Consider the following 23,662-nt stretch of genomic DNA (forward strand, 5'->3'; position numbering starts at 1 on the left):
TTTCAATGGCTTCGTGAGACGTGGATCGGGAGGCAGGCATGGGTATTGTCGATCGGCGATCGAGCGCGGCCGACATCCGCAATATCGCGCTGGAGCGGCGCCTCGGCAAGGCGCTGCAGGGCGAGGTCGCCTTCGACGCCTTCACGCGCGGCCGCTATGCCACGGATGCCTCGATCTACCAGATCATGCCGATGGGCGTCGTGTTTCCGCGCTCGACGCTGGATATTTCCGCGACCCTCGAGGTCGCGCGCGAACATGAGATGCCGGTGATCTTCCGCGGCGGCGGCACCTCGCAGAACGGCCAGCCCATTGGCCCGGGTCTGGTGGTCGATTGCTCCCGCCACTTCAACGGATTCATCGATTATGATGCTGAAGGCCGACGCGTGCGCGTGCAGCCGGGCATGGTGCTGGAGCGTCTCAACGCGCGCCTGCGGGCCGATGGCCTGTTCTTTCCCGTGGAGCCCTCCACCGCCTCGCGCTGCACCATCGGCGGCATGACGGGCAACAATTCCTGCGGCGCGCGCAGCCTTGTCTTTGGCAAGATGGTCGATCATGTGACGATGGTCGATGCGCTGCTCGCCGACGGTGCCGCGATGCGCTTCGAGCGTCGCGCCGCGATGGCGAACCAGCCGCTCGCGGATGCCATGCTGAATCTCGCCGAGCGCGAGCGCGCGGAAATCGAGATGCGCTACCCGAAGGTTCAGCGTCGCGTGGGCGGCTACAATCTCGATAGCCTGCTCCTGCCCGATGCCAATCTCGCTCATCTGCTTGTAGGGTCCGAGGGCACGCTGGCAGCCTTCACGGCGATTGAGCTGCAGCTCACGCCCTTGCCGAAGCATCGCGTCATGGGCGTCTGCCAGTTCCCCAGCTTCCGCTCCGCCATGGAGACGACGCGTCAACTCGTGGCGTTGGCGCCTACAGCCGTGGAGCTGGTGGATCAGAATGTGCTCTCGCTCGGAGCGGATATTCCACTTTTTGTGCGCACGCTTTCGCGCATCACCCGGGGGCGGCCGGATTGCCTGCTGCTGACCGAATTCGCCGGCGATGATCCGGATGCGCTGCGGGTGAATCTCCGCCGGCTCGATGAAGCCATGGCCGACCTCGGCTTCCCCGATGCGGTGGTCGAGGTGCTCGATGCCGGCTTGCAGAAGCAGGTCTGGGAGGTGCGCGAGGCTTGCCTCAACATCATGATGTCCATGAAGGGCGACGGGAAACCCGTTTCCTTCATCGAGGATTGCGCGGTGCCGCTGGAGCATCTCGCGGATTATACCGATGCCATGACGGCGTTGTTCGAGAAACATGGCACGCGCGGCACCTGGTATGCCCATGCCAGCGTCGGCTGCCTGCATGTCCGGCCCATCCTCGACATGAAGACGGAAGCGGGCGTGCGCGCCATGCGCGCGATCGCCGAGGAGACGACCGAACTCGTACGGCGCTTCAAGGGCTCCTATTCGGGCGAGCATGGCGATGGCATTTCGCGTTCGGAATTCATTGCGCCGATGTTTGGCGAGCGGCTGAGCCTCGCCTTCTCGGAAGTGAAGACGGCCTTCGATCCCGCGAACCGGCTTAATCCCGGCAAGATCGTCGCGCCGTTTCGGATGGATGATCGCCGGCTGATGCGGTTCGATTCCGAATACGCTACCGTGCTTCCCGCAGCAGCCGCGCTCGATTGGAGCGAATGGGGCGGCTTCGCTGGCGCGGTGGAGATGTGCAACAACAACGGCGCCTGCCGCAAACGCAGCGGCGGCGCGATGTGCCCCTCCTTCCGCGTGACGGAGGATGAGGCGCATGTGACGCGCGGGCGCGCCAATGTCCTGAGACTCGCGATTTCCGGACAACTGGGATTCGATGCCTTCACTTCACCCGAGATGAAGGAGGCGATGAGCCTGTGCGTGGGCTGCAAGGCCTGCCAGCGCGAATGCCCGACGGGCGTCGACATGGCGAAGATGAAGATCGAGTTCCAGCACCATTACGCGGCGCGGCATGGTCTCGGCTTGCGCGATCGCCTCGTGGGCTGGCTGCCGCGTTATGCGCCGCTTGCGCAGCGCTTTCGCGGCATTGCGAATCTGCGCAACCGCCTGCCCCTGCTGCGGCATCTGATGGAACGCATGACCGGCTTCTCCGCTGAACGCCCGCTTCCGGAATGGCGTGAGCCCTGGCGCGAGGATGGCTCCTTCTCGACACCGGATGATGTGCGTGGCGACGGGCTCGATCTCGTGATCCTGGTCGACACGTTCAACCGGAATTTCGAGCCGGAGAATCTCGCATCCGCCATGCGCGTGCTCAGGTCGGCGGGATATCGCCTGCATCACGCGAAACCGACGGAGGGAAAGCGTCCGCCCTGCTGCGGGCGCACCTTCCTTTCCGTGGGGCAGGTGGCGGAGGCGCGGGCGGAGATGGATCGGCTCGTTGCCACCTATGCGCCCCTTGTGGCGAAGGGCGCCCGGATCGTCGGGCTTGAACCTTCCTGCCTGCTGACCCTGCGAGATGAGTTGCGCGCGGTGAGGCCGGGCGCGGATGCGGCGGCCATCGGCAGGGCGGCGTTCCTGATCGAGGAGGTTCTCGCGGCCGATCTCGCGAGCGGTCGCGTGACGCTGCCGCTGGCCGACCAGCAGGGTCTCGTGGCGCATCTCAACGGCCATTGCCACCAGAAGGCAGCGGATGTCATGAGTGCGGTAGAGGCTTGCCTCAGGGCCGTGCCGGGCCTGGAAGTGAAGCTGATCGAATCGAGTTGCTGCGGCATGGCCGGCAGCTTCGGCTATCAGGCGGAAACCTTGGAAATCTCCCGCGCGATGGCGGAAGCGAGCCTGCTGCCGGCCATCCGAGCGGCAGGGGTGGGAGACATCATCGTCGCCGATGGCACCTCGTGCCGCCACCAGATCGCGGACGGCGCGAGCCGCGAAGCCTTGCACGTCGTGCGCGTTCTTGATCAGGCTCTTGTTGTTGACGACGCATTGTCTTCAAGCGAGCCGGCCATCACTTTGCCCGGGAATGTTTTCGCGCGGCAGCGGAGAAGCCCATGACGCGGATTTCGGCCGTCGATGGTATCCATCGCCGCTACCTCCACGATGAGGTGGCGGAGCGCATTCGCGACCTCATCCGCGCGGGCGAGCTGGAACCCAACTCACGGGTGAATGAACTGGAACTCGCGGAGCGTTTCGGAATTTCGCGCACGCCTCTGCGCGAGGCGATCAAGATCCTCGCAACCGAGGGCCTGCTGGAGCTTCTGCCCAACCGGGGCGCGCGGGTCCCGGCGGTCAATGAGGCAGAAATCGACGAGATGCTGGAGGTGATCGCGGGGCTCGAGGCGAATGCGGCGCGTCTCCTCGCAAAGCGCATCACCGACAGTGAGATCGCGGATATCGCGGAATTGCATGAGGCCATGCTCGAGGCCTTCGAGAGGCGCGATGAAGCGCGCTATTTCACCCTCAACCGACAGATCCACGAGGCAATGATGCGCGCGGCGAAAAATGCCACGCTCGCCCAGCTCTATGCCGGGCTCTCAAGCCGCATCCAGCGCTTCCGCTACGCGGCGCACAAGACGCCGGAGCAATGGCAGCGCGCCATCGACGAGCATGAGGAGATGCTCCGCCTGATGATCGAACGCGATGGAGAGAAGCTCGCAGCGCTGATGGAAAGGCATATTCTCGGCAAAAAAGAACCCATTGCCGCCCAGTTCGGGGCAATGGGTCCAGGACGCGCCACCTGAAGGCTCAGGGCCGGGGCATTCGTTGTGCCCCGGCCTTGTGGAATTCAGTTGCTGACGGTCACTTTCGCTTCGCGCGCGACCTTGCCCCATTTCTGGATTTCCGAGGAAATGAACTTGGCGAAATCATCGCGATAGATGCTCGGAATGGCCGAACCATTATTGGCCCAGATGGTCTTGATCTCGTCGCTCGCGAGCGCCTTGCGGATTTCGGCCGTCATCTTCTCGATGACATCCGGCGGGGTGCCCTTGATGGCCCAGACGCCATACCATGTGGAGACCACATAGCCCTTCAGGCCCGCCTCTTCTGCGGTCGGCACATCGGGGATCGCCGCATTCCGCACTTCCGACGCCACTGCGAGGCCGAGCAGGTTGCCGCCCTGGATCTGTGGGGCGGAGGAACCGAGGCCATCGAACATCACGTCGATCTTGCCGGAAACGAGATCCTGCAGGGCCGGCCCCGCGCCGCGATAGGGCACATGCACGAGATCCACGCCGGCGAGCATCTTGAACATCTCGCCCGCGATATGGTGCGTGGAGCCATTGCCGGAGGAGCCGAAATTGATCTTGCCCGGATTGGCCTTGGCATGGGCGATGAAATCCTTCAGCGATTTCACGTTCGGAAGCGCCTTGGGCGACAGCGAGACCACCTGCGGCGGCATCGCGATCACCGCGATCGGCACGAAATCCTTCTCGAGGTCATATTCAAGCTTCGGGTAGATTGCCGGGGCGATGGTGTGATGCGCGGCACCCACGAAGAAGGTGTAGCCATCCGGTGTCATCCTGGCCGCCAGGCTGGCACCCAGCGTGCCGCCCGCGCCGCCGCGATTGTCGATGATCACGCGCTGGTTCAACTGCTTGTCGAGCTCTGCCGCGAGCGGGCGGGCGAAGGCATCGGTGCCGCCGCCGGCCGGGAAGGGATTGAGCAGGGTAATGGGGCGGGCTGCGGGCCAGGCTTGCGCCAGCGCGCCCTGCGGCACCAGGGCGCCCACGAGACCCAGCGCGAGGCCGGCAAGTGTGGCGCGACGGGTCGTCTTGCTGTGCGAAACTGTCATGGTGGTCCTCCCTTTGCCGGCTGTTTGCTTGCCGGCTCTTGTTATGGTTCCAGGGCGGATCGTTTCCGCCGCGGATTTTCTACGGCCCTCGGGCCGCGCAAGATCGTTTCAGGCTCCGTTGAGCTCGGCAAGGGCTGTGATCCGCTTCGAGAACCGTTCGCCCTGCACCCCGCACATGGTCGCGCCTCCCGGCGGCGGCGACAGGGACGCAGGCGCTTCTGCCGTGCGGCTCGAACGATTGAACCCGCTCGCGGATTTCTCCGAGAAGGGGTGGCGGCATTCCCGTGCCGAGATGGTCAACTACCTTTACGATCTGCCATCCATCGAGCAAAACCATGAGAAATTCGCCATTCATGGGCTTGTTACGGCCTGCGCTTCGGTGCAGGAGGCGGCACGCGCAGCGCCTTCCGCCATCCGCCGCAAGCAGGCCTCCTGACAGAACCGGAATCAGACCATGCCGAACCACCTTTTCGACCAGATCACCCAGCGGATGCCGGCCGCCAATGCGCCTTTCGCGCATCTGCCGGATGGGCGAAACTTCAGCTATGCCGATGTGCTGGCCGTTTCCGCCCGCTTCGCGAATGCCATCACCGGCCTTGGAGTGGTGAAAGGCGATCGCGTGGCGGTGCAGGTGGAGAAGAGCATCGAAGCGCTGATGCTCTATCTCGCCTGCGTGCGGGCCGGGGCGATCTTCCTGCCGCTCAACACGGCCTATACGCCGGCGGAGATCGAGTATTTCCTCGGCGATGCCGAGCCGGCCCTGTTTGTCTGCGATCCTTCGAAGGCGGAAGCCCTCCGGCCTGCCGCCGCGAAGGCCGGCGCAAAACTCGAAACCCTTGGCGAGCGGGAGAGCGTCGAAAAATCCGCCGGGTCGCTGATGGACAAGGCGTTGGCGGCTTCGGCGACCTTCTCGGATGTCGATTGCGGCGCGGATGACCTCGCGGCGATCCTCTACACCTCCGGCACCACGGGCCGCTCCAAGGGTGCGATGCTCTCTCACGAGAATCTCGCTTCGAATGCCCGCGCATTGGTGGAAACCTGGCGTTTCACGAGCCGGGATGTGCTGATCCACGCTCTGCCGATCTTCCACACGCATGGGCTGTTCGTGGCCACGAATGTCATCCTGTTCTCCGGCGCTTCCATGCATTTCCTGCCGAGATTCGACCCCGCGCAGGCGCTTTCGCTGATGCAGAAGGCCACGACCATGATGGGCGTGCCGACCTTCTATGTCCGCCTTGTCGATCATCCCGGCCTCACGAAGGAGGCAACCGCGAAGATGCGGCTGTTCATTTCCGGTTCCGCGCCCCTGCTGGCCGAGACGCATCGCGCCTTCGAGGCGAAGACGGGACATGCCATTCTCGAGCGCTACGGCATGACCGAGACCAACATGAACACCTCCAACCCCTATGAAGGCGCGGAAAACGGGTCGAGAATTGCCGGCACGGTGGGTTTCCCGCTGCCGGGTGTTGCGCTGCGCATCACCGATCCCGAAACGGGCTCGCCGCTCGCCGCCGGGGAAATCGGCATGATCGAGGTGAAGGGCCCGAACGTGTTCAAGGGCTATTGGCGAAACCCGGAGAAGACCGCCGCCGAATTCCGGGCGGACGGCTTCTTCATCACCGGCGATCTCGGCAAGCGTGATGCGCGCGGCTATGTGCACATTCTCGGACGCGGAAAGGATCTCATCATCACCGGCGGTTACAACGTCTACCCGAAGGAAATCGAGGGCGAGATCGATGCCATGCCGGGCGTGAACGAGAGCGCCGTGATCGGCCTGCCGCACAAGGATTTCGGCGAGGGCGTGACAGCCGTGGTGGTGCCGGTGAAGGGTGCCGAACTCAGCGAAAAGGCCATTCTTTCCGCGCTGGAAGGGCGGCTCGCGAAGTTCAAGCAGCCCAAGCGGGTTCTGGTGGTGGAGGAGTTGCCGCGCAACACCATGGGCAAGGTGCAGAAGAACGTTTTGCGCGATACCTATCGCGAACTGTATAAGGCCGGATGATGCGTCGCCCGCCCTCCTTTCCCGCCCCTGCCGATGCCGCCGCGCGACGCGCGAAACCGGCCGTTATCTGCTATCCGGTCGAGACCTTGCCCGAGCCGGACATGGCCTGGCTCGAACAGGCCCGCGCGAGCCTCACCCAGGTGGAAGAGGTGATCGTGCCGCCGCGCGACGCGAAGAGCTTCACCGTGCCGGCGGCCCATTTCTTCCGCATCACCAGCATCGAGGGGCCGCAGGTCGGCGATCTCAACCTGTGGAATGCCAACGACCTTACCGAGCGCTTTTTCTCCGGCAAAACCCGTGCGCTGCACGGCACGCATGTGAGCACGGGGATGCGGCTCTGGAGCAATCTTCCGAACCTCCGGCCGCTCGCGACCATCACCCGCGATACGCTCGACTGGTATGGTTTCGATGCGGATGGCGGCGGCGTGCATGATGTCATCGGCACGCGCTGCGACCCCTACACGCATCGGCTGCTGAGCGGCGGGGATTACCATTATTGTTGCCATTCGAACCTTTCGCGCGCCGTGTCCAAGGCCAGCGGCCTGCCGGTGCGCGAGGCCGAGATGCATGTGCATGACGTGCTCAATGTCTTCATGTGCACGGGCTTCACGCGCGACACCGGGCAGTATTTCATGAAGGCAAGCCCGGTGCGGCCCGGCGATTTCATCGAGTTCTTCGCGGAGATCGACCTGCTTGGCGCGCTCTCGGCCTGCCCCGGCGGGGATTGCGGGTCGGAGCATTCGAGCGATGTCGCCCCCTGTCATCCCCTCAAGGTCGAGGTGTTCCGCCCGGCCGATGCGTTCGTTTCCGCGTGGAAGCAGCCGGAGCGCCCGGCCTATTCCCGAACGCACGGCATGGGCTGAACATTTTCAAGCGAAGTGGTTTCAAGCGAAGTGCTCGCCGGATTGCTTGAAAAATACGAAAAAAAGAGAAAGGCCTAATCCGTTTCGCCCAGCATCAGGCGCGTCAGCGCGGAAGCGCGATCCCTCAACCCATCGACCACGTTGAAATGGTGGCACCCCTCGATGTGCAGGCTGGAGGTTTTCGCCTCCAGCCCGAACCAGATATTCGCGAGCAGATCGTTCTGGCGCAGGAATTCCGGTCGCTCCTCCGCGCCCACCGCACAAGCCACGCGCGTGCCGGGCAAGGGGGCGAGCAAGGCGGGGCTCTCGGTTTGCGCTTCCGCGGCATCGATGCGGAGTTTCTCGTTCGCGGCGATCTTCATCAGCGGGCGCAGATCATGCAGGCCACTGATCGAGGTGACGCGGGAGAGACGCGCCAGAACCGCTGCGGAAAGCGGCGTATCGCGGCAGACCATGCGCGTCACCAGATGACCGCCGGCGGAATGCCCGGCGAGCCGGATCGGGCCGACACCATGCTTCGCCGCCGCCTCGATGGCTTGGCCGATCTCGCGGGTGATCTCGGCGATGCGCATATCAGGTGCCAGTGTGTAGGAGGGCATGGCGACCGCCCATCCCGCGGCCACGGCACCCTCGGCCAGATGTGACCAGACGGATTTCTCAAACGCGATCCACCAGCCGCCATGCACGAAAACCAGCAGGCCGTTCGGCTCGCCTTCCGGGCGGAAAAGATCGAACCGGTTGCGGGGCTTTTCGCCATAGGGGATGTCGAGTTCCGCGCGTCCCGCGGCCAGCATCGCCGCACGGAACGCCGCAGCCTCGGCCATCCAGCGCGGCGGATAATCCGGCCCGCCGGGGATATGGCCCATATTGTTATAGGCGTCTGTCCAGTCGATCATCCCCTTTTCTCCCCGAGGGCATGGTTGCGCGATGCCCGGCATGATCGCAAGGGCTCGGCGCGACAAATCTTCAAACGCGATATTTCAAACTTGAAAGAACTGCAAAAGCGTGATCGGATACGCTTTGTCTCGGGGAGACGGACATGCGCATTCTCTGCCTCGGCGGAGGCCCGGCTGGCCTCTATTTTGCGATCTCGATGAAGCTGCGCGACCCCGCGCATGAGGTCGTCGTGCTGGAGCGCAACCGTGCGAACGACACCTTCGGCTGGGGCGTGGTTCTCTCGGATGACGCGCTCTCGCGCATGGAGAAGAACGATCCTAAGAGCACCGAGGCCATTCGCGATCATTTCGCCTATTGGGACGATATCGCGGTGGTGCATGACGGGCATCGCACGGTATCCGGCGGGCATGGTTTCGCGGGCATCGGCCGCAAGCAGATGCTCATTCTGCTGCAGGAGCGGGCGCGCGAACTGGGCGTCGAACTGCGCTTCGAGACGGAGTTCAGAACGGCGGAGGAATATCGCCGCGAATATGATCTCGTGATCGCTTGCGATGGCATCAACTCGGTGGTGCGCAAGGAATATGCCGAGGTTTTCAAGCCGGATATCGACATCCGCCTCTGCAAGTTCGTCTGGCTCGGCACGCACCAGAAATTCGACGACGCCTTCACCTTCATCTTCGAGAAGACGAAGCATGGCTGGGTATGGGCGCATGTCTACCAGTTCGACGCCAACACCGCGACCTTCATCGTGGAATGCAGCCAGCAGACCTGGGAGGCTACCGGCTTCGCGGGCATGTCCAAGGAAGAGACGGTCGAGACCTGCCGCAAGATCTTCGAGCGCCATCTCGGCGGACATGATCTGATGTCGAACGCGGCGCATCTGCGGGGCTCGGCGGTGTGGATGAATTTCCCGCGCGTCATCTGCGATCGCTGGTATCATGAGAATGTCGTGCTGATGGGCGATGCTGCGGCCACGGGGCATTTTTCGATTGGTTCAGGCTCGCGGCTTGCTTTCGACAGCGCCATCGCGCTCGCTGAATATCTGCATTCCGAGGCGGATATGACCGCCGCTTTCGAGCGCTATCAGGCCGAGCGCCGGCTCGAAGTGCTGCGCCTGCAATCGGCGGCGCGGAACAGCCTCGAATGGTTCGAGGAGGTCGAGCGTTATCTCGACATGCCGCCTTTGCAATTCGCCTATTCGCTGCTCACCCGCTCGCAGCGCATCAGCCACGAGAACCTGCGCCTGCGCGATCCCGAATGGCTCCGCGAGGCCGAGGATTGGTTCCAGCGTGAGGCTGGTGGCGAGCCCGGCCGCAAGCCGATATTCGCGCCCTTCCGGCTGAAGGACGTAAGCCTGAAGAACCGCATCGTTGTCTCGCCCATGGCGCAATACAAGGCCGTGGCTGGCTGCCCCACCGACTGGCATTTCGTGCATTACGCCGAGCGTGCGAAGGGCGGCGCGGGGCTGATCTTCACCGAGATGACCTGCGTTTCGGCCGAGGGGCGAATCACGCCGGGCTGCCCCGGCCTCTACGCGCCGGAACACGAGGCAGCATGGAGGCGCCTCGTCGATTTCGTGCATGCCGAGACATCCGCGAAGATCGCCTGCCAGATCGGCCATTCGGGACGAAAGGGCTCCACGCAATTGGGCTGGGAGGATGCGGATCACCCGTTGCCGGCTGGCAACTGGCCGCTCATGGCCGCTTCAGCCATTCCCTGGACGGCGAGAAACGCTGTGCCCAGGGCGATGGACCGCGCCGATATGGACCGCGTGACGGCGCAATTCGCCGAGGCGACGCAGCGCGCGGCGCGGGCGGGCTTCGACATGATCGAGCTTCACGCCGCGCATGGCTATCTCATTGCCTCGTTCCTCTCGCCGAAGACGAACATCCGCTCGGACGAATATGGCGGCAGCCTCGAAAACCGCATGCGCTATCCCCTCGAAGTGTTCCACGCGATGCGAGCCGCGTGGCCAGCGGAGAAGCCCATGTCGGTGCGCATTTCCGCGCATGACTGGATGGGCGAGGAGGGTGTGACACCGGCAGAGGCCGTGAAGATCGCCCAGGCCTTCCGCGCAGCGGGCGCGGATATCATCGACGTTTCCGCCGGGCAGACCGTGCCGGAGCAGAAGCCGGTTTATGGCCGCATGTTCCAGACACCATTCTCGGATCGCATCCGCAACGAGGCGGGCATCGCGACCATGGCGGTCGGCAACATCACCGAGGCCGATCAGGTCAATTCCATCCTGATGGCGGGCCGTGCCGATCTCGTCTGTCTCGCGCGGCCGCATCTCGCGGACCCCTACTGGACGCTTCATGCGGCGATCCTGCTCGGCGACCGGCAGACGGATTGGCCGCTGCCCTACCTCGCCGGGCGCGATCAGGCTCGGCGGCTTCGGGAACAGGCGCAGGAGGCTATCCGCGCATGAACCTCGCCGGCAAAAGCGCACTCATCACCGGCGGCGGCTCGGGCATCGGGGCCGATCTCGCGCGCGGCTTCGCCGAAGCGGGCGCCGCTGTGGTCATTGCCGGGCGGCGCCTGGACGCGCTGGAGGCGGTGGCTCGCAAGACGGGCGCGCGTGCCGTTCAGGCGGATGTGACTGACGAGGAAAGCGTCTCGCGGCTCTTCATGGAAGCCGGGCCTTGCGCAATCGTGATCGCTAATGCCGGAGCGGCGGAAAGCGCGCCCTTTGCCAGAACCAGCCTCGCGCAATGGCATGCGATGCTGGGCGTCAATCTGACCGGCACCTTCCTGACCTTCCGCGAAGGGTTGAAGCAGATGCCAGGCTGGGGGCGGCTCATTGCCATCGCCTCCATCGCCGGGGTGCGCGGCTACCCCTATGTCGCGCCCTATGTGGCGGCAAAGCACGGCGTGGTCGGCCTCACCAAGGCTGTGGCGCTGGAAGTCGCGCAGCGCGAAATCACGGTCAACGCGATCTGCCCCGGTTATGTGGCCACCGAGATGACCGATCGTTCGGTGGCTCATATCCGAGCGAAGACAGGCATGAACCAGGCCCAAGCGCTCGGCGCATTGACGAAGACCAGCCCGCAGAACCGCCTGATCGAACCGGCTGAAATCACCAGCCTCGCGCTCTGGCTTTGCTCGGCGGATGCGCGGGGCATGAACGGGCAGGCCCTTTCGCTCGCGGGGGGCGAAGGCTGATGGATCTGCGCGCGCCCGAATCCCTCTCCAGGCGCCGGCTCAAGATGTGGATCCGCCTGCTCGGCGTCACGCGCAGCGGCGAGCGGCGTCTGCGCGAATATCTGCGCGTGGAGCATGGGACGACATTGCCCCGCTTCGACGTGATGGCCGCGCTCTGGCGCCGCCGTGAGGGCATCTCCATGAGCGAACTCGGCCGGCTGCTGCTCGTTTCCGGCGGCAACGTGACCGTGATTGTCGATGGCCTCGAAAGGGAGGGGCTCGTCATCCGCGCGCATTCGAGTGCGGATCGCCGGACGGTGGCCGTGTCGCTCACCGAGCGAGGACTCGCCGAATTCGAGCGCATCGCGGCGGGGCACGAAGCCGAGATCGACCGGCTCTTCGCGCAACTCGGCGAATCGGATCTCGAAACGCTCAACGGCATCTTCAAGCGCCTGACGAAGGACAAGACATGACCCGCATGGCCGGCCTTCAGCCGCAGCATTTCCGCTGGGAGGCGAGCGACCGCATCGCCACCATCCGCCTCGCCCGCCCGGACCGGAAGAACCCGCTGACCTTCGACAGCTATGCCGAGTTGCGTGATGCCTTCCGCGCGCTCGCCTATGCCGAGGATATCGATGCGGTGATCTTCGGCTCGAATGGCGGGAATTTCTGTTCCGGTGGCGATGTGCATGAGATCATCGGGCCGCTTGTCGCGATGGACATGAAAGGCCTGCTCGCCTTCACACGCATGACCGGAGACCTCGTCAAGGCGATGCTCGGCTGCGGCAAGCCGATCATCGCGGCGGTGGATGGGATCTGCGTGGGCGCGGGTGCGATCATCGCCATGGCCTCCGACCTGCGCCTTGCGACGCCGGGAGCGAAATGCGCCTTCCTCTTCACGCGCGTCGGCCTTGCGGGCTGCGACATGGGCGCCTGCGCCATGCTCCCGCGCATCATCGGGCAGGGCCGTGCGGCGGAGCTGCTCTATACCGGCCGCGTGATGCGGGCGGAGGAGGGCGGGCGCTGGGGCTTCTGGAACGCGCTCCATGCGCCGGAAATGCTCGATGAGGCTGCCCTCATGCTCGCTCGCCAGCTCGTGGCAGGCCCGACTTTCGCGCATGGCATCACTAAGACGCAGCTCAACCAGGAATGGAACATGAGTCTGGAACAGGCGATTGAGGCGGAGGCGCAGGCACAGGCGCTGTGCATGCAGACCGAAGACTTCGCCCGCGCCTATCGCGCCTTCGTGGCGAAGGACAAACCGGTCTTCGAGGGCAATTGAGATGGCCGATCGCTCCTTCCTCGCCTGGCCGTTTTTCGAGGATCGCCATCGCGATCTCGCGGGAAAACTCGAGGCTTGGGCGGCGGCGAGCCTGCCCGTGGACCACGCCGATATGGATGCGGCCTGCATCGCCCTCGTTCGCAAGCTGGGTGAAGCGGGCTGGCTTTGGCACACGGGTTCTGAAGCCGGCGAAGCACTGGATGTGCGCACGCTCTGCCTCATCCGCGAAACGCTCGCGCGTCACGATGGGCTCGCGGATTTCGCTTTCGCGATGCAGGGTCTCGGAATGGGTGCGGTGAGCCTTTTCGGCACACCGGCACAGCGGACATGGCTTTCCCGCACGCGCGCCGGCAGTGCCATCGCCGGCTTTGCGCTGACGGAGCCCGGCTCCGGCTCGGATGTCGCGAATACCACGACGAAGGCCACGCGCGTTCCGGGGGGGTTCCGGATCGATGGCGAGAAGACCTATATCTCGAATGGCGGCATCGCCGACATCTATGTGCTCTTTGCCAGAACGGGCGAAGCACCGGGTGCGAAGGGGCTTTCGGCTTTCCTCGTTCCTGCGGCAACAGCCGGATTCGAAGTGGTCGAGCGCATCGACGTCATGGCCCCGCACCCGCTCGCCTGGCTGCGGCTGGAGAATGCCGTCATCCCGGAATCCGCGCTGATCGGCAGCCCGGGTGACGGGTTCAAGATCGCCATGTCGGTGCTTGATGTCTTCCGTTCCACCGTGGGCGCGGCTGCGGTGGGCTTCGCCCGCCGGGCGCTGGATGAAGCTCTGGCGCGGGTGCAGGCGCGAAAAATGGGCGGTGTGCCTCTCAGCGAACTCCAGATGGTGCAGGGGCACCTCGCCGACATGGCGCTGGAAATCGATGCGGCGGCTTTGCTTGTCTATCGCGCTGCCTGGACGAAGGATCAGGGGGCGGCTCGCGTGACCCGCGAGGCGGCGATGGCGAAGCTCCACGCGACGGAAGCCGCGCAGCGTGTCATCGATCTCGCAGTGCAGCTTCATGGAGGCGATGGCGTACGCAAAGGTTCGATCGTCGAGAGCCTTTACCGCGAGATCCGTGCCTTGCGCATCTACGAGGGGGCATCCGACGTGCAGCGCGTCGTGATTGCCCGCGCCATGCTGTCCAACATGAAGGGAAATCTCTGATGCAGATCAATGAGACATCTCAGCACGAGGTTCTTCATCCGCGAAACTGGAAGCCGGCTAAGGGCTATGCGAACGGCATAATCGCGAAGGGCCGGATGGTCTTCCTTGGCGGCCTTGTCGGCTGGAATGCGGATCAGGAATTCGAAACAGACCATTTCGCCGGCCAGGTGGAGCAGACGCTGAAGAACATTGTCGCGGTTCTGGCCGAGGCCGGCGCGCGGCCCGAGCATCTGGTGCGGCTCACCTGGTATGTCACGGACAAGCACGAGTATCTCGCCAGCCTCCCGCAGATCGGACGGGCCTATCGCGCGCATGTCGGAAGGCATTTCCCGGCCATGGCTCTGGTGCAGGTGGTAGCGCTGTTGGAGGACCGCGCCAAGGTCGAGATCGAGGCCACGGCGGTCCTTCCCGAGTTCTGAGGAGCAAGGCCATGCCAGAGACGATCATCCTCGGGCCCAGTGGCCATGTCGACACTTTCGCCCGCGACAACCTCCCGCCATTCGAACAATGGCCGGAAATCCGGCTTGACGGGTTTTACTACCCCAAATGGCTGAATGCCGCGGTGGAACTCACGGATCGCATGGTGGAGCGCGGCTTTGGCGATCATACCGCGCTCATCGGCAACGGGCGCCAGCGCACCTACAAGGAACTCTCGGACTGGACCAACCGGATCGCCCATGCGCTGGTGGAGGATTATGGCCTGAAGCCGGGCAACCGGGTGCTGATCCGCTCGGCCAACAACCCGGCCATGGTCGCCTGCTGGCTTGCCGCCACCAAGGCCGGCGCGGTGGTCGTGAACACCATGCCGATGCTGCGGGCGGGCGAACTCTCCCAGATCATCGACAAGGCGAAAGTCAGCCTTGCGCTTTGCGATACGCGGCTGATGGATGACCTCGTGGCGGCGGCAAAGACCAGCGTCACGCTTTCGCATGTGATCGGCTTTGACGGCACCGCGAACCATGATGCCGAGCTTGATCGTGCGGCACTGCGCAAGCCCGTGCGGTTCGAGGCGGTGAAGACGGGCCGCGATGATGTGGCGCTTCTCGGCTTTACCTCCGGCACGACGGGCGAACCCAAGGCAACGATGCATTTCCACCGGGATCTGCTCATCATTGCCGATGGTTATGCGAAGGAAGTGCTGAAGGTAACGCCGGAGGATGTGTTTGTCGGCTCGCCTCCGCTGGCTTTCACCTTCGGCCTCGGCGGGCTGGCGATCTTTCCGCTGCGCTTCGGCGCGACGGCAACGCTTCTCGAAAGCGCGACGCCGCCGAACATGGTGGAAATCATCCAGACCTACAAGGCAACGGTGTGCTTCACCGCGCCCACCGCTTATCGCGTGATGCTGCGCGCCATGGATGAGGGGGCGGATCTTTCCTCGCTGCGTGCGGCGGTTTCCGCGGGTGAAACCCTGCCTGCGCCGGTCTACGAGGAATGGATGCGCAAGACCGGCAAACCGATGCTCGACGGCATTGGGGCGACCGAGATGTTGCACATCTTCATCTCCAATCGATTCGGAGATTCGCATCCCGCCTGCACGGGGAAGCCGGTGACGGGCTATGAGGCGCGCATTGTCGATGAGTCGATGAGGGAGGTGCCGAGGGGGCAGGTCGGTCGTCTTGCGGTGCGCGGGCCAACCGGCTGTCGTTACCTTTCCGATAGTCGGCAAAAGAACTATGTGCGCGAGGGCTGGAATGTGACGGGCGATTCCTTTTGGCAGGACGAGCACGGTTATTTTCATTTCGCCGCACGTTCCGACGACATGATCATTTCCGCCGGGTATAACATCGCCGGGCCGGAGGTGGAGGCAGCGCTTCTCGCCCATCCCCATGTGCAGGAATGCGCGGTGATCGGCGCGCCGGATGAGGAACGCGGGCAGATCGTGGAAGCCCATGTGGTGCTGGTCGCCGGGATCGCCGGGGATGCCGACACGATCAAGCTTCTGCAGGAGCATGTGAAGGCGACCATTGCGCCGTTCAAATATCCCCGGTCGGTGGTGTTCACGGCGCAATTGCCGAAGACGCAGACCGGTAAGATCCAGCGCTTCCGCCTGCGGCAGGGCTGAGCCGCATTCTCAATGGAAATCCCGGCTTTTCGGCAGGATTCGCGCATCGCGCGGGTGTCTGTGCCGCGGGGGCGGTGCCAGATGCAGCGGCGGTGGAATCGGGTTGTGACGCGGATCGCGCGCATTGCCGGGTGCGCCGAGGGTTGATCCCTCATCGGCCGGCGCCAGCAGCGATTTCGTGAGACCCATGCCGGTTGTGCCCGCCCCCCACAGATGATCGAGCATACCGGAGCGGTCGATCACGTTGGTGGCCATGAGATGCACCACGCCTTCCGGGCTTTTCTGCACGCGCCCCTCCACGAGCATCAGCCGCGCGGCCATCACGGGGCGGCGCAGCGCCTCGAATTGTCGCGCCCAGAGCACGCAATTGGTGACACCTGTTTCGTCTTCCAGCGTGATGAAGATGGCATTGCCCTTGCCGGGCCGCTGTCGCACGAGCACAAGCCCTGCCATGCGCGTGAAGCGCCCATCGGCTCGGCTCGCGGCTTCTGCCGCCGAGCACACGCCCTCGCGCCGGAAGAGTGGGCGCAGAACCGCCATGGGGTGTGATTTCAGGGAAAGGCGGAGCGTCTGGTAATCGGTCGCGACATGCTCGCCGAGGCTCATTTCAGGCAGGTTTGCTTCGGCCTCAAGGCCCAGTTCAGGCGCATCGGCACTCGCGAAAAGCGGCAAGGGATCGTCCTCCGGTAGGCGGCGCACCTCCCAGAGCGCACCGCGCCGGTCGAGCCCGATGGAGCGGAAGGCATCGGCATCCGCGAGCGCGCGCAACGGGCGGCCATAGAGCCGCGCGCGTGTGGAAAGCGCTTCCATGCTTCGGAAGCCCTCGCGCCGTGCGACCACCAGCCGTTTCGCCTCCAGCTCATGGATTCCCGCGGCCTGCCGGAAGCCGAGGCGCAAGGCGAGGCTGCCCTTCGCATCGCGTTCCAATGTGTTGTCCCAGAAGGAATGGTTCACATCCACGGGACGCACCTCCACGCCGTGCTCGCGGGCGCAGCGCACGATTTGCGCGGGCGCGTAGAAGCCCATGGGCTGCGAATTCAGCAAGGCCGCCGCGAAGATCGCGGGGTGGTGGCACTTGATCCAGGAGGAGATGTAGACAAGCTTGGCGAAGCTTGCGGCATGGCTTTCCGGGAAGCCATAGGAGCCAAAACCCTTGATCTGTCCGAAGCAGTTCTGTGCGAATTCGCGATCATAGCCGCGCGCCACCATGCGCTCGACCATCAGGCTCTCGAAGCGGCCGATGGTGCCGACATTGCGGAACGTCGCCATCGCGCGGCGCAGCTGGTTCGCCTCCACATCGGAGAATTTTGCGGCCACCATCGCAAGCTGCATCGCCTGTTCCTGGAAGAGCGGCACGCCCTTCGTCTTGCCGAGCACGGCATGGAGTTCATCCGGCGGGCCGTGCTCCGGCGCGGGCGAGGGGAAGATGACGGCTTCCGCACCGCTGCGCCGGCGCAGATAGGGGTGCACCATGTTGCCCTGGATGGGGCCGGGGCGGACGATCGCCACCTGGATCACGAGATCGTAGAATTCGCGCGGCTTCAGCCGTGGCAGCATGTTGATCTGCGCCCGGCTTTCCACCTGGAAGACGCCCACCGAATCCCCGCGGCAGAGCATGTCATAGGTCGCCGTGTCACCTTGCGGCACATCGGCGAGGCCCATCTCCACGCCAGCGTGATCCTTCAGCAATTCCAAAGCCTTGCGGATGCAGGTGAGCATCCCCAAGGCCAGCACATCGACCTTCATCAGGCCCAGCGCATCAATATCGTCCTTGTCCCATTCGATGAAGGTGCGGTCCGGCATCGCCGCATTGCCGATGGGCACGAGTTCATCCAGCCGTGAGCGCGTCAGAACGAAGCCGCCGACATGCTGCGAGAGGTGACGCGGAAAGCCGATGAGGCGCTTCGCGAAGCCCACGGCGCGTGCGATCCACGGATTATCCGGGTCGAGCCCCGCCTGTTTCACCTGGTTGCGGGTGATATCCGAACCCCAGCTTCCCCATTGCGTGCCGGAAAGCGCTGTGGTGACATCCTCCGAGAGGCCCAGGACCCTGCCCACCTCGCGGATCGCGCTTTTCGGCCGGTAATGGATGACGGTCGCGGCAAGCCCCGCGCGCTCGCGGCCATAGCGCCGGTAGATGTGCTGGATGATCTCCTCGCGCCGCTCATGCTCGAAATCGACGTCGATATCCGGGGGTTCGCGGCGCTCCTCGGAGATGAAGCGCGCGAAGAGCACATTGTGCTCGGCCGGGTCCACCGCAGTGATTCCCAGCACATAGCAGACGGCGGAATTCGCCGCCGAGCCCCGCCCCTGGCAGAGAATGCCCTTGTCGTTCGCCACGCGCACGATGTCGTGGATGGTGAGGAAATAGCGGGCATATTTCAGTTTGCGGATGAGGGCGAGCTCGGCTTGCAGCAGCTTCTCGACTTTCGCCGGCAAACCATCTGGATAGCGCATGGCGGCATGGCGCCATGTCAGTTCCTCCAGCCAGCCCTGCGCATCCCGGCCCGGTGGCACGGGTTCATCCGGGTATTCGTATTTCAGTTCGCCGAGATCGAAATCCACGCGGGCGAGAATATGCCGTGTTTCTGCCAGAGCGTCCGGATGGTCCGCGAAGAGGCGTGCCATTTCTGAAGGCGGCTTCAGATGCCGCTCGGCATTCATCTCCAGCAGGCGGCCGGCATTCTCGAGCGTCCGCCCCTCGCGGATGCAGGTGAGGATATCCTGAAGATCGCGCTGGCCCGGCTCGGCATAGAGCACGTCATTCGTGGCCAGAAGCGGGATGCGATGCGCCGCGCCGATGGAATTCAGCTCCGCGAGCTTGCGACGATCATCCCCCCGGCGCGGCATGCTGGCGCCGAGCCAGAGCGCGCCGGGGGCTGCCTCCGTGAGGCGGGACAGCAGATTCGCGAGGTTCCGCCGGTCGCGGCTGGGCATCAGAATCAGCAGCAGATCGCGCGCATCGGCGAGAAGATCGTCGAGCGTAAGGTGGCATTCGCCCTTCTTCGCGCGACGGTTGCCGATCGTCAGCAAACGGCAGAGTCGCCCCCAGCCGGTGCGATTTTCCGGGTAAACCACGATATCCGGCGTGCCATCCGCGAAGGCCAGCCGCGTGCCGGTGACGAGGCGGAAGCTTTTCGCGCGGTCCTGAACCCAAGCGCGCAGGGCTTCCGCTTCCTCCGGTGGAGGGGTGCGATTCTCGAAGCGATATTCGCCGGGGCCGGAGCCCTCACGCTGCCTGATCGGCGCAAGCACGCCACCCTCGCGCAATTCCTTCAGCGCATTCCAGGCGCGCACCACGCCCGCGACCGTGTTGCGGTCTGCAATGCCGAGCCCCTCATGCCCGAGAAGAAGGCTCGTGAGGACGAGATTCTCTGCTGGCGACGCCCCGCGCAGGAAGGAGAAATTCGTGGCCGAGACCAGTTCGCCAAAAGGGGCCGAGAATTGTTTTCTCATGGAAACAATCCATGCAGAAACCAGCGCGGCTGGCTGTTCCGACCCTCGTAAAGCCCCTCGCGAAAGATCCAGAACCGGTGCCCGGCCTGATCCTCGATGCGGTAGTAATCGCGCGTGGCGGGTGCGGGCAAGGTCTCGCGCCACCATTCCGGGGCGATGCGTTCCGGCCCTTCCGCGCGCGTTACTTCATGCAGCATGCGCCGCCAGCGAAAGCGCAGGGGCGGGCTGTCCGGCACCTCGGCCAGCACCTCGATGGGCTGCGGATTGGCGAAAAGCGTCAGCGGCCGCGCGGGCGGCTGGCCGGCTTCCGGCGCGGGCCATGCCACGGCAGGGCTCGCCGAGAGAAAGGCCGCCGTGCCGCCCGCGAGCGCGGGATCATGCGTGTCGCGCAACACGAAGCGCCGTACATTCTCGCGCCCGAACCGCGCCACGAGCCGGTTCACGAGATCGGCCAGCGCGCGGGCCTCGTCCTCCGGCTTTGCGCCCTCCGCAAGGCTCGCTTGCGCCTCATGGAGCGGCTCCGAGCGCAGGACCATGAGGCGCAGGGCATCGAAGCCGAAGCCGGGATCGACCGGATCAGCCAGCATCTCCATCTTCAGCCGCGCGAGCCGCACGAGGCTCGCCGCCTCGCGGGTGCCGCTCGCGGTTTCGATGCCGATGCGACGCACCGCGCCATCCGCCCGGAAGAGCGTGAGCTCGAAGGCGCGCCCGCCTTCGCCGCGCGCCTCGAGCCGGTTTGCGATATCGCCCATCAGGCGGGCCAGAACGGTGAGCAGATGCTCCATCTGGGTCATCGGCTCGGGGAAATGCCGCTCGGCCATCAGCAGAGGGGGGGCGCGCAGGGGTGTGATGCGGATATCCTCGCGGCCGAGGATGCGGTGAAGCCGCGCGACGAGGTCCTCCCCGAACCGCGCGGAGAGGATGTGCGATGGCCGATCCGCGAGATCGCCGAGGGTGCGAAATCCCGCCCGGCCCAGCGCGATGGTCGTCGCCTGATCCTGATCGAGCGCGGCAATCGGCAGGGCGCGCGCCAGCGTCTCATCCTCGCCCGTCGCAGCGACTGTGTTGCGCCGGTAGCGCGCGAAGGCCCGGGCCGCATGGGGCGTGGAGGCAATGGCCCCGAAGGTGGTGAGCCCCAGGCTGCGCAGGCGGCGGCGCGCGCGGAGCAGCATCTCGCTCTCCCCACCGAAGAGATGCACGCAGCCGGTAATATCCAGCGCCAGGCCATCCCGGCCCTCGATCGCCACCAGAGGGGTGAACATCTCGCAGATCTCGCTGGCGCGCTTCAGGAAGCGCGCATCGTCCTCCGGTGCGGCCTCCTCCGTCTCAAGGTTGGGCCAGATCGCGCGCGCCTCCGCCAGCGCCATGCCGGTGCCGAGCCCGGCACGGAGGGCGATGGCGTCGATGGCCGAGATGCGCAGCGCACCGCGATCCTTCTCAACCAGCGCGAAGGGGCGCTCAGCCGGCCTCCCGTCGCGGCAGGAGGTCCGGCTCTGGCGCGCGCGGTCGGTCGAAAGAAACGGAAACCACAGCGCCAGGTAGCGACGGCAGGGCAGCCTCGGCGGGTCGGGTGTCGGTTGCAGTTCGGGACAGGAATTGGCGGGCATCGCGATTCCACTCCAGATGGTCGTGCAGGCCCTCGCGCCCGTTGCGGGCCCGGAGCAGGGTGAGTTCGAAAGCGGGGAGGCCGGGCGCTTGCGCCGCCAGCGCGCGGGAGGGCAGGGCGCGCAATTCCCAGCGCGTTTCCGCTGCGCTCGGCCGCGCCTTCGCGGCGATTCGCGTCAGCAGGAGCGGCACGCCGGATGCGCGCGCGGCAAGCGCCAGGCGCCGGCTGGCCGTGAGATCATAGGCCGGGTCCTCGCCCCAGAGTTCGAGGAAAACCACGCCGAGGCCTGCGCAGCGCGCGCCTTCCAGCCCGGCCTGAAGGGCGGCCCTGGCATCCTTCGCGCGCAGGATCATCAGGCTTGCCGGGTCGAGCCCGAATTCGCACAGGCCCGGCGCATGGGGGTGGCCCGCTTCCCGGTCGAAGGCCTCCTGCCGCACCCAGAGGCAGGGGCGCCCCTGCGCGAGAACCTGCCCGATGGCCAGCGCGCAGCCGCTCAAGGCCGCCGAATCGCTCGCGCGGGCGGCATAGAATTCATGCAGGGCGCCGCGGGCAAGAGTGGGCAGGCTCGCAATGCGCGCACCTTCTTCCCCCCCCTCGCCGGAGGGCGCGGACCAGCCTTGTCGCAGGGGAAACGGGTATGCTTGCACGGGCAATGTTCCTACTTTGTTCTAGTAAAGAGAGCAACAGGAACGAGAGTCAAGAGAGGAGAATCGGGTGGAGGCCGTCGGCCGTGGCGAGCTGCGCCTCAGTCTGCTCGCCCCGCAGCGCTTCAGGGGCGACAAGCCCCTTGAAGGCGGCAGCGCGGTTCCAGCGTTGCGATATTCAGATCTTCTCTTCGATGGAGACCGGCAGAGATCAGAACCTGGCTTCCTTCCGCGTCCCATTTCAGGGGAGACGTTCAACAGTTAGATTCTCGCTGCCGCAATCGACGGTCTTCGCGCGAAGATCGCGATCGCAGACCTTCGGGATTTTCCGGAGGCAGCGATCGCTCCTTTCGAATCGAAATGATCCATCCGGACGTGCTTCCGGCGTTTCACCTCGGGCTTGCCCTGGAACACCCAAAGCGGGTGCCGATCAGGCGGCGGCGCGTGCGCCTCCTCGATCTTGCATCGTCTCCTGCCCGGCTGCCACCTGCGACAGGAATTCCTCGACCGCCTTTGAAAGCTGATCAGCGACCGAGCTGAGTTCATGGGATACAGACTGCACATTGCCGGCCTGCATGGATGTCTGCTCGATGGCCGCCGCCATGGTATTGACATTTGCAGTAGCCTCGGAGCTTCCCTGAGACGCAACCCCGATCGAATGCGAAATATCATTCGTTGCCTTGTCCTGCTCGCGCACGGCGTGGGTGATGAGGTTCATGAAGCTCGCGATCTCAGAGACCGCGCCTGCGATGTCCCGGATAGCCTGCACGCTCTCATCGGTCGAGGCCTGCACTGCGGCGATCTGCTCGGCGATTTCGGCGGTGGCCCTGGCCGTCTGGCTGGCGAGAGACTTCACTTCCGTCGCGACGACCGCAAAGCCCCTGCCCGCCTCGCCGGCCCGCGCCGCCTCGATGGTGGCGTTCAGCGCCAGCAGGTTGGTCTGATCGGCAATGGAGCGGATCATGACCACGACATCACCGATGCGTTGTGCCGCGTCAGCAAGGCTGCCAACCTTGTCGTTCGTCTGCTTCGCCACCGCGCTCGCCCGCTCCACGACGGTAAAGGCGTTGTTGGCTTGCGAGGCGATGTCGCGGATCGAGGTGCTCAATGTCTGAGCGGCATCCGCGACGGACTGGACCTCGTTGGCGGCTGTCTCGGAAGCGCCACGCGCGGCATTGGCCTGTCCAGCCGCAGTCATGGCAAGGCCGGTCAGTTCGGAAGCCGTCTTGCCCATCGTCTTCGTGCTCTCGGTGACGCTCGAGAGGGAGCGTGCCATCACCTGGCGGAACTCGACGATCAGCGCATCGATGCGAGCCTGGCGTGTCGCCTCGCGCGCCCGTTCGCTGGCCGCAAGCCCCTCGAGGCGGGATCGCTCAACGGCATTGTCGCGGAACACCGAAACGGTGCGGGCCATCTCGCCGATCTCGTCGCGCCGGTCGAGGGCTTCAATCCGCACATCCTGATCGCCGCCGGCGAGCGCCTGCATCACCCCGCGCAGCTTGCGGATGGGCACGATGATGGAGCGCCCGACCAGCGTCGCTGCGGCAACCGCGAAGAGCAGACCAATTCCCAGGGCGATGACCGCAACCTGCTGGAAGCCGCCAGCACTGGTCGCGACCATCTGGCCGATGCTGCGGTTCTGCGCCTCCATGTAACCGATATTTCCCAGATAGGCGGCCCATCCGCCCCCGCATTACGGCAGAATAGCCCAACCCTGGTCCTCTTGGAAGCGCGAAGCGCGTCGCGACAGCGTCCGTCGCAGCACAATCGCGTTCAGACCGCGATGCCACGCCCC

At 65.0% G+C, this 23,662-nt stretch carries 18 protein-coding genes; 12 read left to right on the plus strand and 6 right to left on the minus strand.

All coding sequences use genetic code 11. The features are described 5' to 3' along the window. Positions 1-38: 38 nt before the first annotated feature. Positions 39-3,023: an FAD-binding and (Fe-S)-binding domain-containing protein gene (locus ACKODO_RS01045; protein ID WP_408981604.1), complete on the plus strand. Its 2,985-nt coding sequence runs from the start codon at positions 39-41 to the stop codon at positions 3,021-3,023. Then, the gene (locus ACKODO_RS01050; RefSeq protein WP_408981605.1) at positions 3,020-3,709 is read left to right on the plus strand and encodes a GntR family transcriptional regulator; all 690 of its coding nucleotides are present in this window, start codon (positions 3,020-3,022) and stop codon (positions 3,707-3,709) included. Before ACKODO_RS01045 ends, ACKODO_RS01050 begins: the two co-directional genes overlap by 4 nt. 44 nt (positions 3,710-3,753) lie before the next feature. On the opposite strand, the gene ACKODO_RS01055 is transcribed toward ACKODO_RS01050, so the two are convergent. After that, on the minus strand, positions 3,754-4,761 hold the full coding sequence (locus tag ACKODO_RS01055) for a Bug family tripartite tricarboxylate transporter substrate binding protein (protein ID WP_408981606.1): 1,008 nt from the start codon (positions 4,759-4,761) through the stop codon (positions 3,754-3,756). A gap of 136 nt (positions 4,762-4,897) precedes the next feature. Between ACKODO_RS01055 and ACKODO_RS01060 the strand changes: the two genes are divergently transcribed. Genes ACKODO_RS01060 through ACKODO_RS01070 form a run of 3 tightly spaced genes read left to right on the plus strand, consistent with a single transcriptional unit; the run spans position 4,898 to position 7,623 of the window. Next, positions 4,898-5,197, plus strand: a complete 300-nt coding sequence (locus ACKODO_RS01060; RefSeq protein WP_408981607.1) for a hypothetical protein — start codon at positions 4,898-4,900, stop codon at positions 5,195-5,197. A gap of 18 nt (positions 5,198-5,215) precedes the next feature. Then, complete coding sequence (locus tag ACKODO_RS01065) at positions 5,216-6,760, plus strand: malonate--CoA ligase (RefSeq protein WP_408981608.1); 1,545 nt, start codon at positions 5,216-5,218, stop codon at positions 6,758-6,760. Next, on the plus strand, positions 6,760-7,623 hold the full coding sequence (locus ACKODO_RS01070; protein ID WP_408981609.1) for an urea carboxylase-associated family protein: 864 nt from the start codon (positions 6,760-6,762) through the stop codon (positions 7,621-7,623). Before ACKODO_RS01065 ends, ACKODO_RS01070 begins: the two co-directional genes overlap by 1 nt. A 74-nt stretch (positions 7,624-7,697) precedes the next feature. Here ACKODO_RS01070 and ACKODO_RS01075 read toward each other — a convergent pair whose 3' ends face one another. Continuing rightward, positions 7,698-8,519 carry an alpha/beta hydrolase gene (locus ACKODO_RS01075; RefSeq protein ID WP_408981610.1) on the minus strand — a complete coding sequence of 274 codons (822 nt, stop codon included), beginning with the start codon at positions 8,517-8,519 and terminating at the stop codon, positions 7,698-7,700. A gap of 143 nt (positions 8,520-8,662) precedes the next feature. On the opposite strand from ACKODO_RS01075, the gene ACKODO_RS01080 reads away from it, so the two are divergent. The 7 genes from ACKODO_RS01080 to ACKODO_RS01110 are packed head-to-tail and all read left to right on the plus strand — an operon-like array spanning position 8,663 to position 16,161. Beyond that, complete coding sequence (locus ACKODO_RS01080) at positions 8,663-10,948, plus strand: bifunctional salicylyl-CoA 5-hydroxylase/oxidoreductase (protein WP_408981611.1); 2,286 nt, start codon at positions 8,663-8,665, stop codon at positions 10,946-10,948. Further along, a complete protein-coding gene (locus ACKODO_RS01085; protein WP_408981612.1) occupies positions 10,945-11,682 on the plus strand; it encodes an SDR family NAD(P)-dependent oxidoreductase in 738 nt (245 codons plus the stop codon). Before ACKODO_RS01080 ends, ACKODO_RS01085 begins: the two co-directional genes overlap by 4 nt. Beyond that, entirely contained in the window at positions 11,682-12,134 is a 453-nt protein-coding gene (locus ACKODO_RS01090) for a MarR family winged helix-turn-helix transcriptional regulator (RefSeq protein ID WP_408981613.1), read from the plus strand. Before ACKODO_RS01085 ends, ACKODO_RS01090 begins: the two co-directional genes overlap by 1 nt. Next, positions 12,131-12,943, plus strand: coding sequence for an enoyl-CoA hydratase family protein (locus tag ACKODO_RS01095; RefSeq protein WP_408981614.1), 813 nt, complete (start codon positions 12,131-12,133; stop codon positions 12,941-12,943). The genes ACKODO_RS01090 and ACKODO_RS01095 overlap by 4 nt, the downstream gene beginning before the upstream one ends. Before the next feature lies 1 nt (position 12,944). Further along, the gene (locus tag ACKODO_RS01100) at positions 12,945-14,099 is read left to right on the plus strand and encodes an acyl-CoA dehydrogenase family protein (RefSeq protein WP_408981615.1); all 1,155 of its coding nucleotides are present in this window, start codon (positions 12,945-12,947) and stop codon (positions 14,097-14,099) included. Next, the gene (locus ACKODO_RS01105; protein WP_408981616.1) at positions 14,099-14,518 is read left to right on the plus strand and encodes a RidA family protein; all 420 of its coding nucleotides are present in this window, start codon (positions 14,099-14,101) and stop codon (positions 14,516-14,518) included. The genes ACKODO_RS01100 and ACKODO_RS01105 overlap by 1 nt, the downstream gene beginning before the upstream one ends. 26 nt (positions 14,519-14,544) lie before the next feature. Beyond that, positions 14,545-16,161, plus strand: a complete 1,617-nt coding sequence (locus tag ACKODO_RS01110; protein ID WP_408981621.1) for an AMP-binding protein — start codon at positions 14,545-14,547, stop codon at positions 16,159-16,161. Positions 16,162-16,170: 9 nt separating this feature from the next. Here ACKODO_RS01110 and ACKODO_RS01115 read toward each other — a convergent pair whose 3' ends face one another. The 4 genes from ACKODO_RS01115 to ACKODO_RS01130 form a co-directional block, all read right to left on the minus strand. Further along, complete coding sequence (locus tag ACKODO_RS01115; protein ID WP_408981617.1) at positions 16,171-19,617, minus strand: error-prone DNA polymerase; 3,447 nt, start codon at positions 19,615-19,617, stop codon at positions 16,171-16,173. Beyond that, positions 19,614-21,173 (minus strand): Y-family DNA polymerase, encoded by a 1,560-nt coding sequence (locus ACKODO_RS01120; RefSeq protein WP_408981622.1) that lies wholly within the window; start codon positions 21,171-21,173, stop codon positions 19,614-19,616. Before ACKODO_RS01120 ends, ACKODO_RS01115 begins: the two co-directional genes overlap by 4 nt. Next, complete coding sequence (locus ACKODO_RS01125) at positions 21,076-21,870, minus strand: ImuA family protein (protein WP_408981618.1); 795 nt, start codon at positions 21,868-21,870, stop codon at positions 21,076-21,078. Before ACKODO_RS01125 ends, ACKODO_RS01120 begins: the two co-directional genes overlap by 98 nt. A 427-nt stretch (positions 21,871-22,297) precedes the next feature. Further along, positions 22,298-23,518 carry a methyl-accepting chemotaxis protein gene (locus tag ACKODO_RS01130; RefSeq protein ID WP_408981619.1) on the minus strand — a complete coding sequence of 407 codons (1,221 nt, stop codon included), beginning with the start codon at positions 23,516-23,518 and terminating at the stop codon, positions 22,298-22,300. Positions 23,519-23,662: the final 144 nt, after the last annotated feature.

This window comes from Rhabdaerophilum sp. (assembly GCF_046092605.1).
GTDB lineage: Bacteria > Pseudomonadota > Alphaproteobacteria > Rhizobiales > Beijerinckiaceae > Rhabdaerophilum.

Coding starts and splice junctions, on each gene's coding strand:
- ACKODO_RS01090 (WP_408981613.1), top strand. CDS start 11,682: ATGGATCTGCGCGCGCCCGAATCCCTCTCCAGGCGCCGGCTCAAGATG.
- ACKODO_RS01100 (WP_408981615.1), top strand. CDS start 12,945: ATGGCCGATCGCTCCTTCCTCGCCTGGCCGTTTTTCGAGGATCGCCAT.
- ACKODO_RS01075 (WP_408981610.1), bottom strand. CDS start 8,519: ATGATCGACTGGACAGACGCCTATAACAATATGGGCCATATCCCCGGC.
- ACKODO_RS01130 (WP_408981619.1), bottom strand. CDS start 23,518: ATGGAGGCGCAGAACCGCAGCATCGGCCAGATGGTCGCGACCAGTGCT.
- ACKODO_RS01080 (WP_408981611.1), top strand. CDS start 8,663: ATGCGCATTCTCTGCCTCGGCGGAGGCCCGGCTGGCCTCTATTTTGCG.
- ACKODO_RS01070 (WP_408981609.1), top strand. CDS start 6,760: ATGCGTCGCCCGCCCTCCTTTCCCGCCCCTGCCGATGCCGCCGCGCGA.
- ACKODO_RS01085 (WP_408981612.1), top strand. CDS start 10,945: ATGAACCTCGCCGGCAAAAGCGCACTCATCACCGGCGGCGGCTCGGGC.
- ACKODO_RS01050 (WP_408981605.1), top strand. CDS start 3,020: ATGACGCGGATTTCGGCCGTCGATGGTATCCATCGCCGCTACCTCCAC.
- ACKODO_RS01115 (WP_408981617.1), bottom strand. CDS start 19,617: ATGAGAAAACAATTCTCGGCCCCTTTTGGCGAACTGGTCTCGGCCACG.
- ACKODO_RS01055 (WP_408981606.1), bottom strand. CDS start 4,761: ATGACAGTTTCGCACAGCAAGACGACCCGTCGCGCCACACTTGCCGGC.
- ACKODO_RS01045 (WP_408981604.1), top strand. CDS start 39: ATGGGTATTGTCGATCGGCGATCGAGCGCGGCCGACATCCGCAATATC.
- ACKODO_RS01095 (WP_408981614.1), top strand. CDS start 12,131: ATGACCCGCATGGCCGGCCTTCAGCCGCAGCATTTCCGCTGGGAGGCG.
- ACKODO_RS01105 (WP_408981616.1), top strand. CDS start 14,099: ATGCAGATCAATGAGACATCTCAGCACGAGGTTCTTCATCCGCGAAAC.
- ACKODO_RS01065 (WP_408981608.1), top strand. CDS start 5,216: ATGCCGAACCACCTTTTCGACCAGATCACCCAGCGGATGCCGGCCGCC.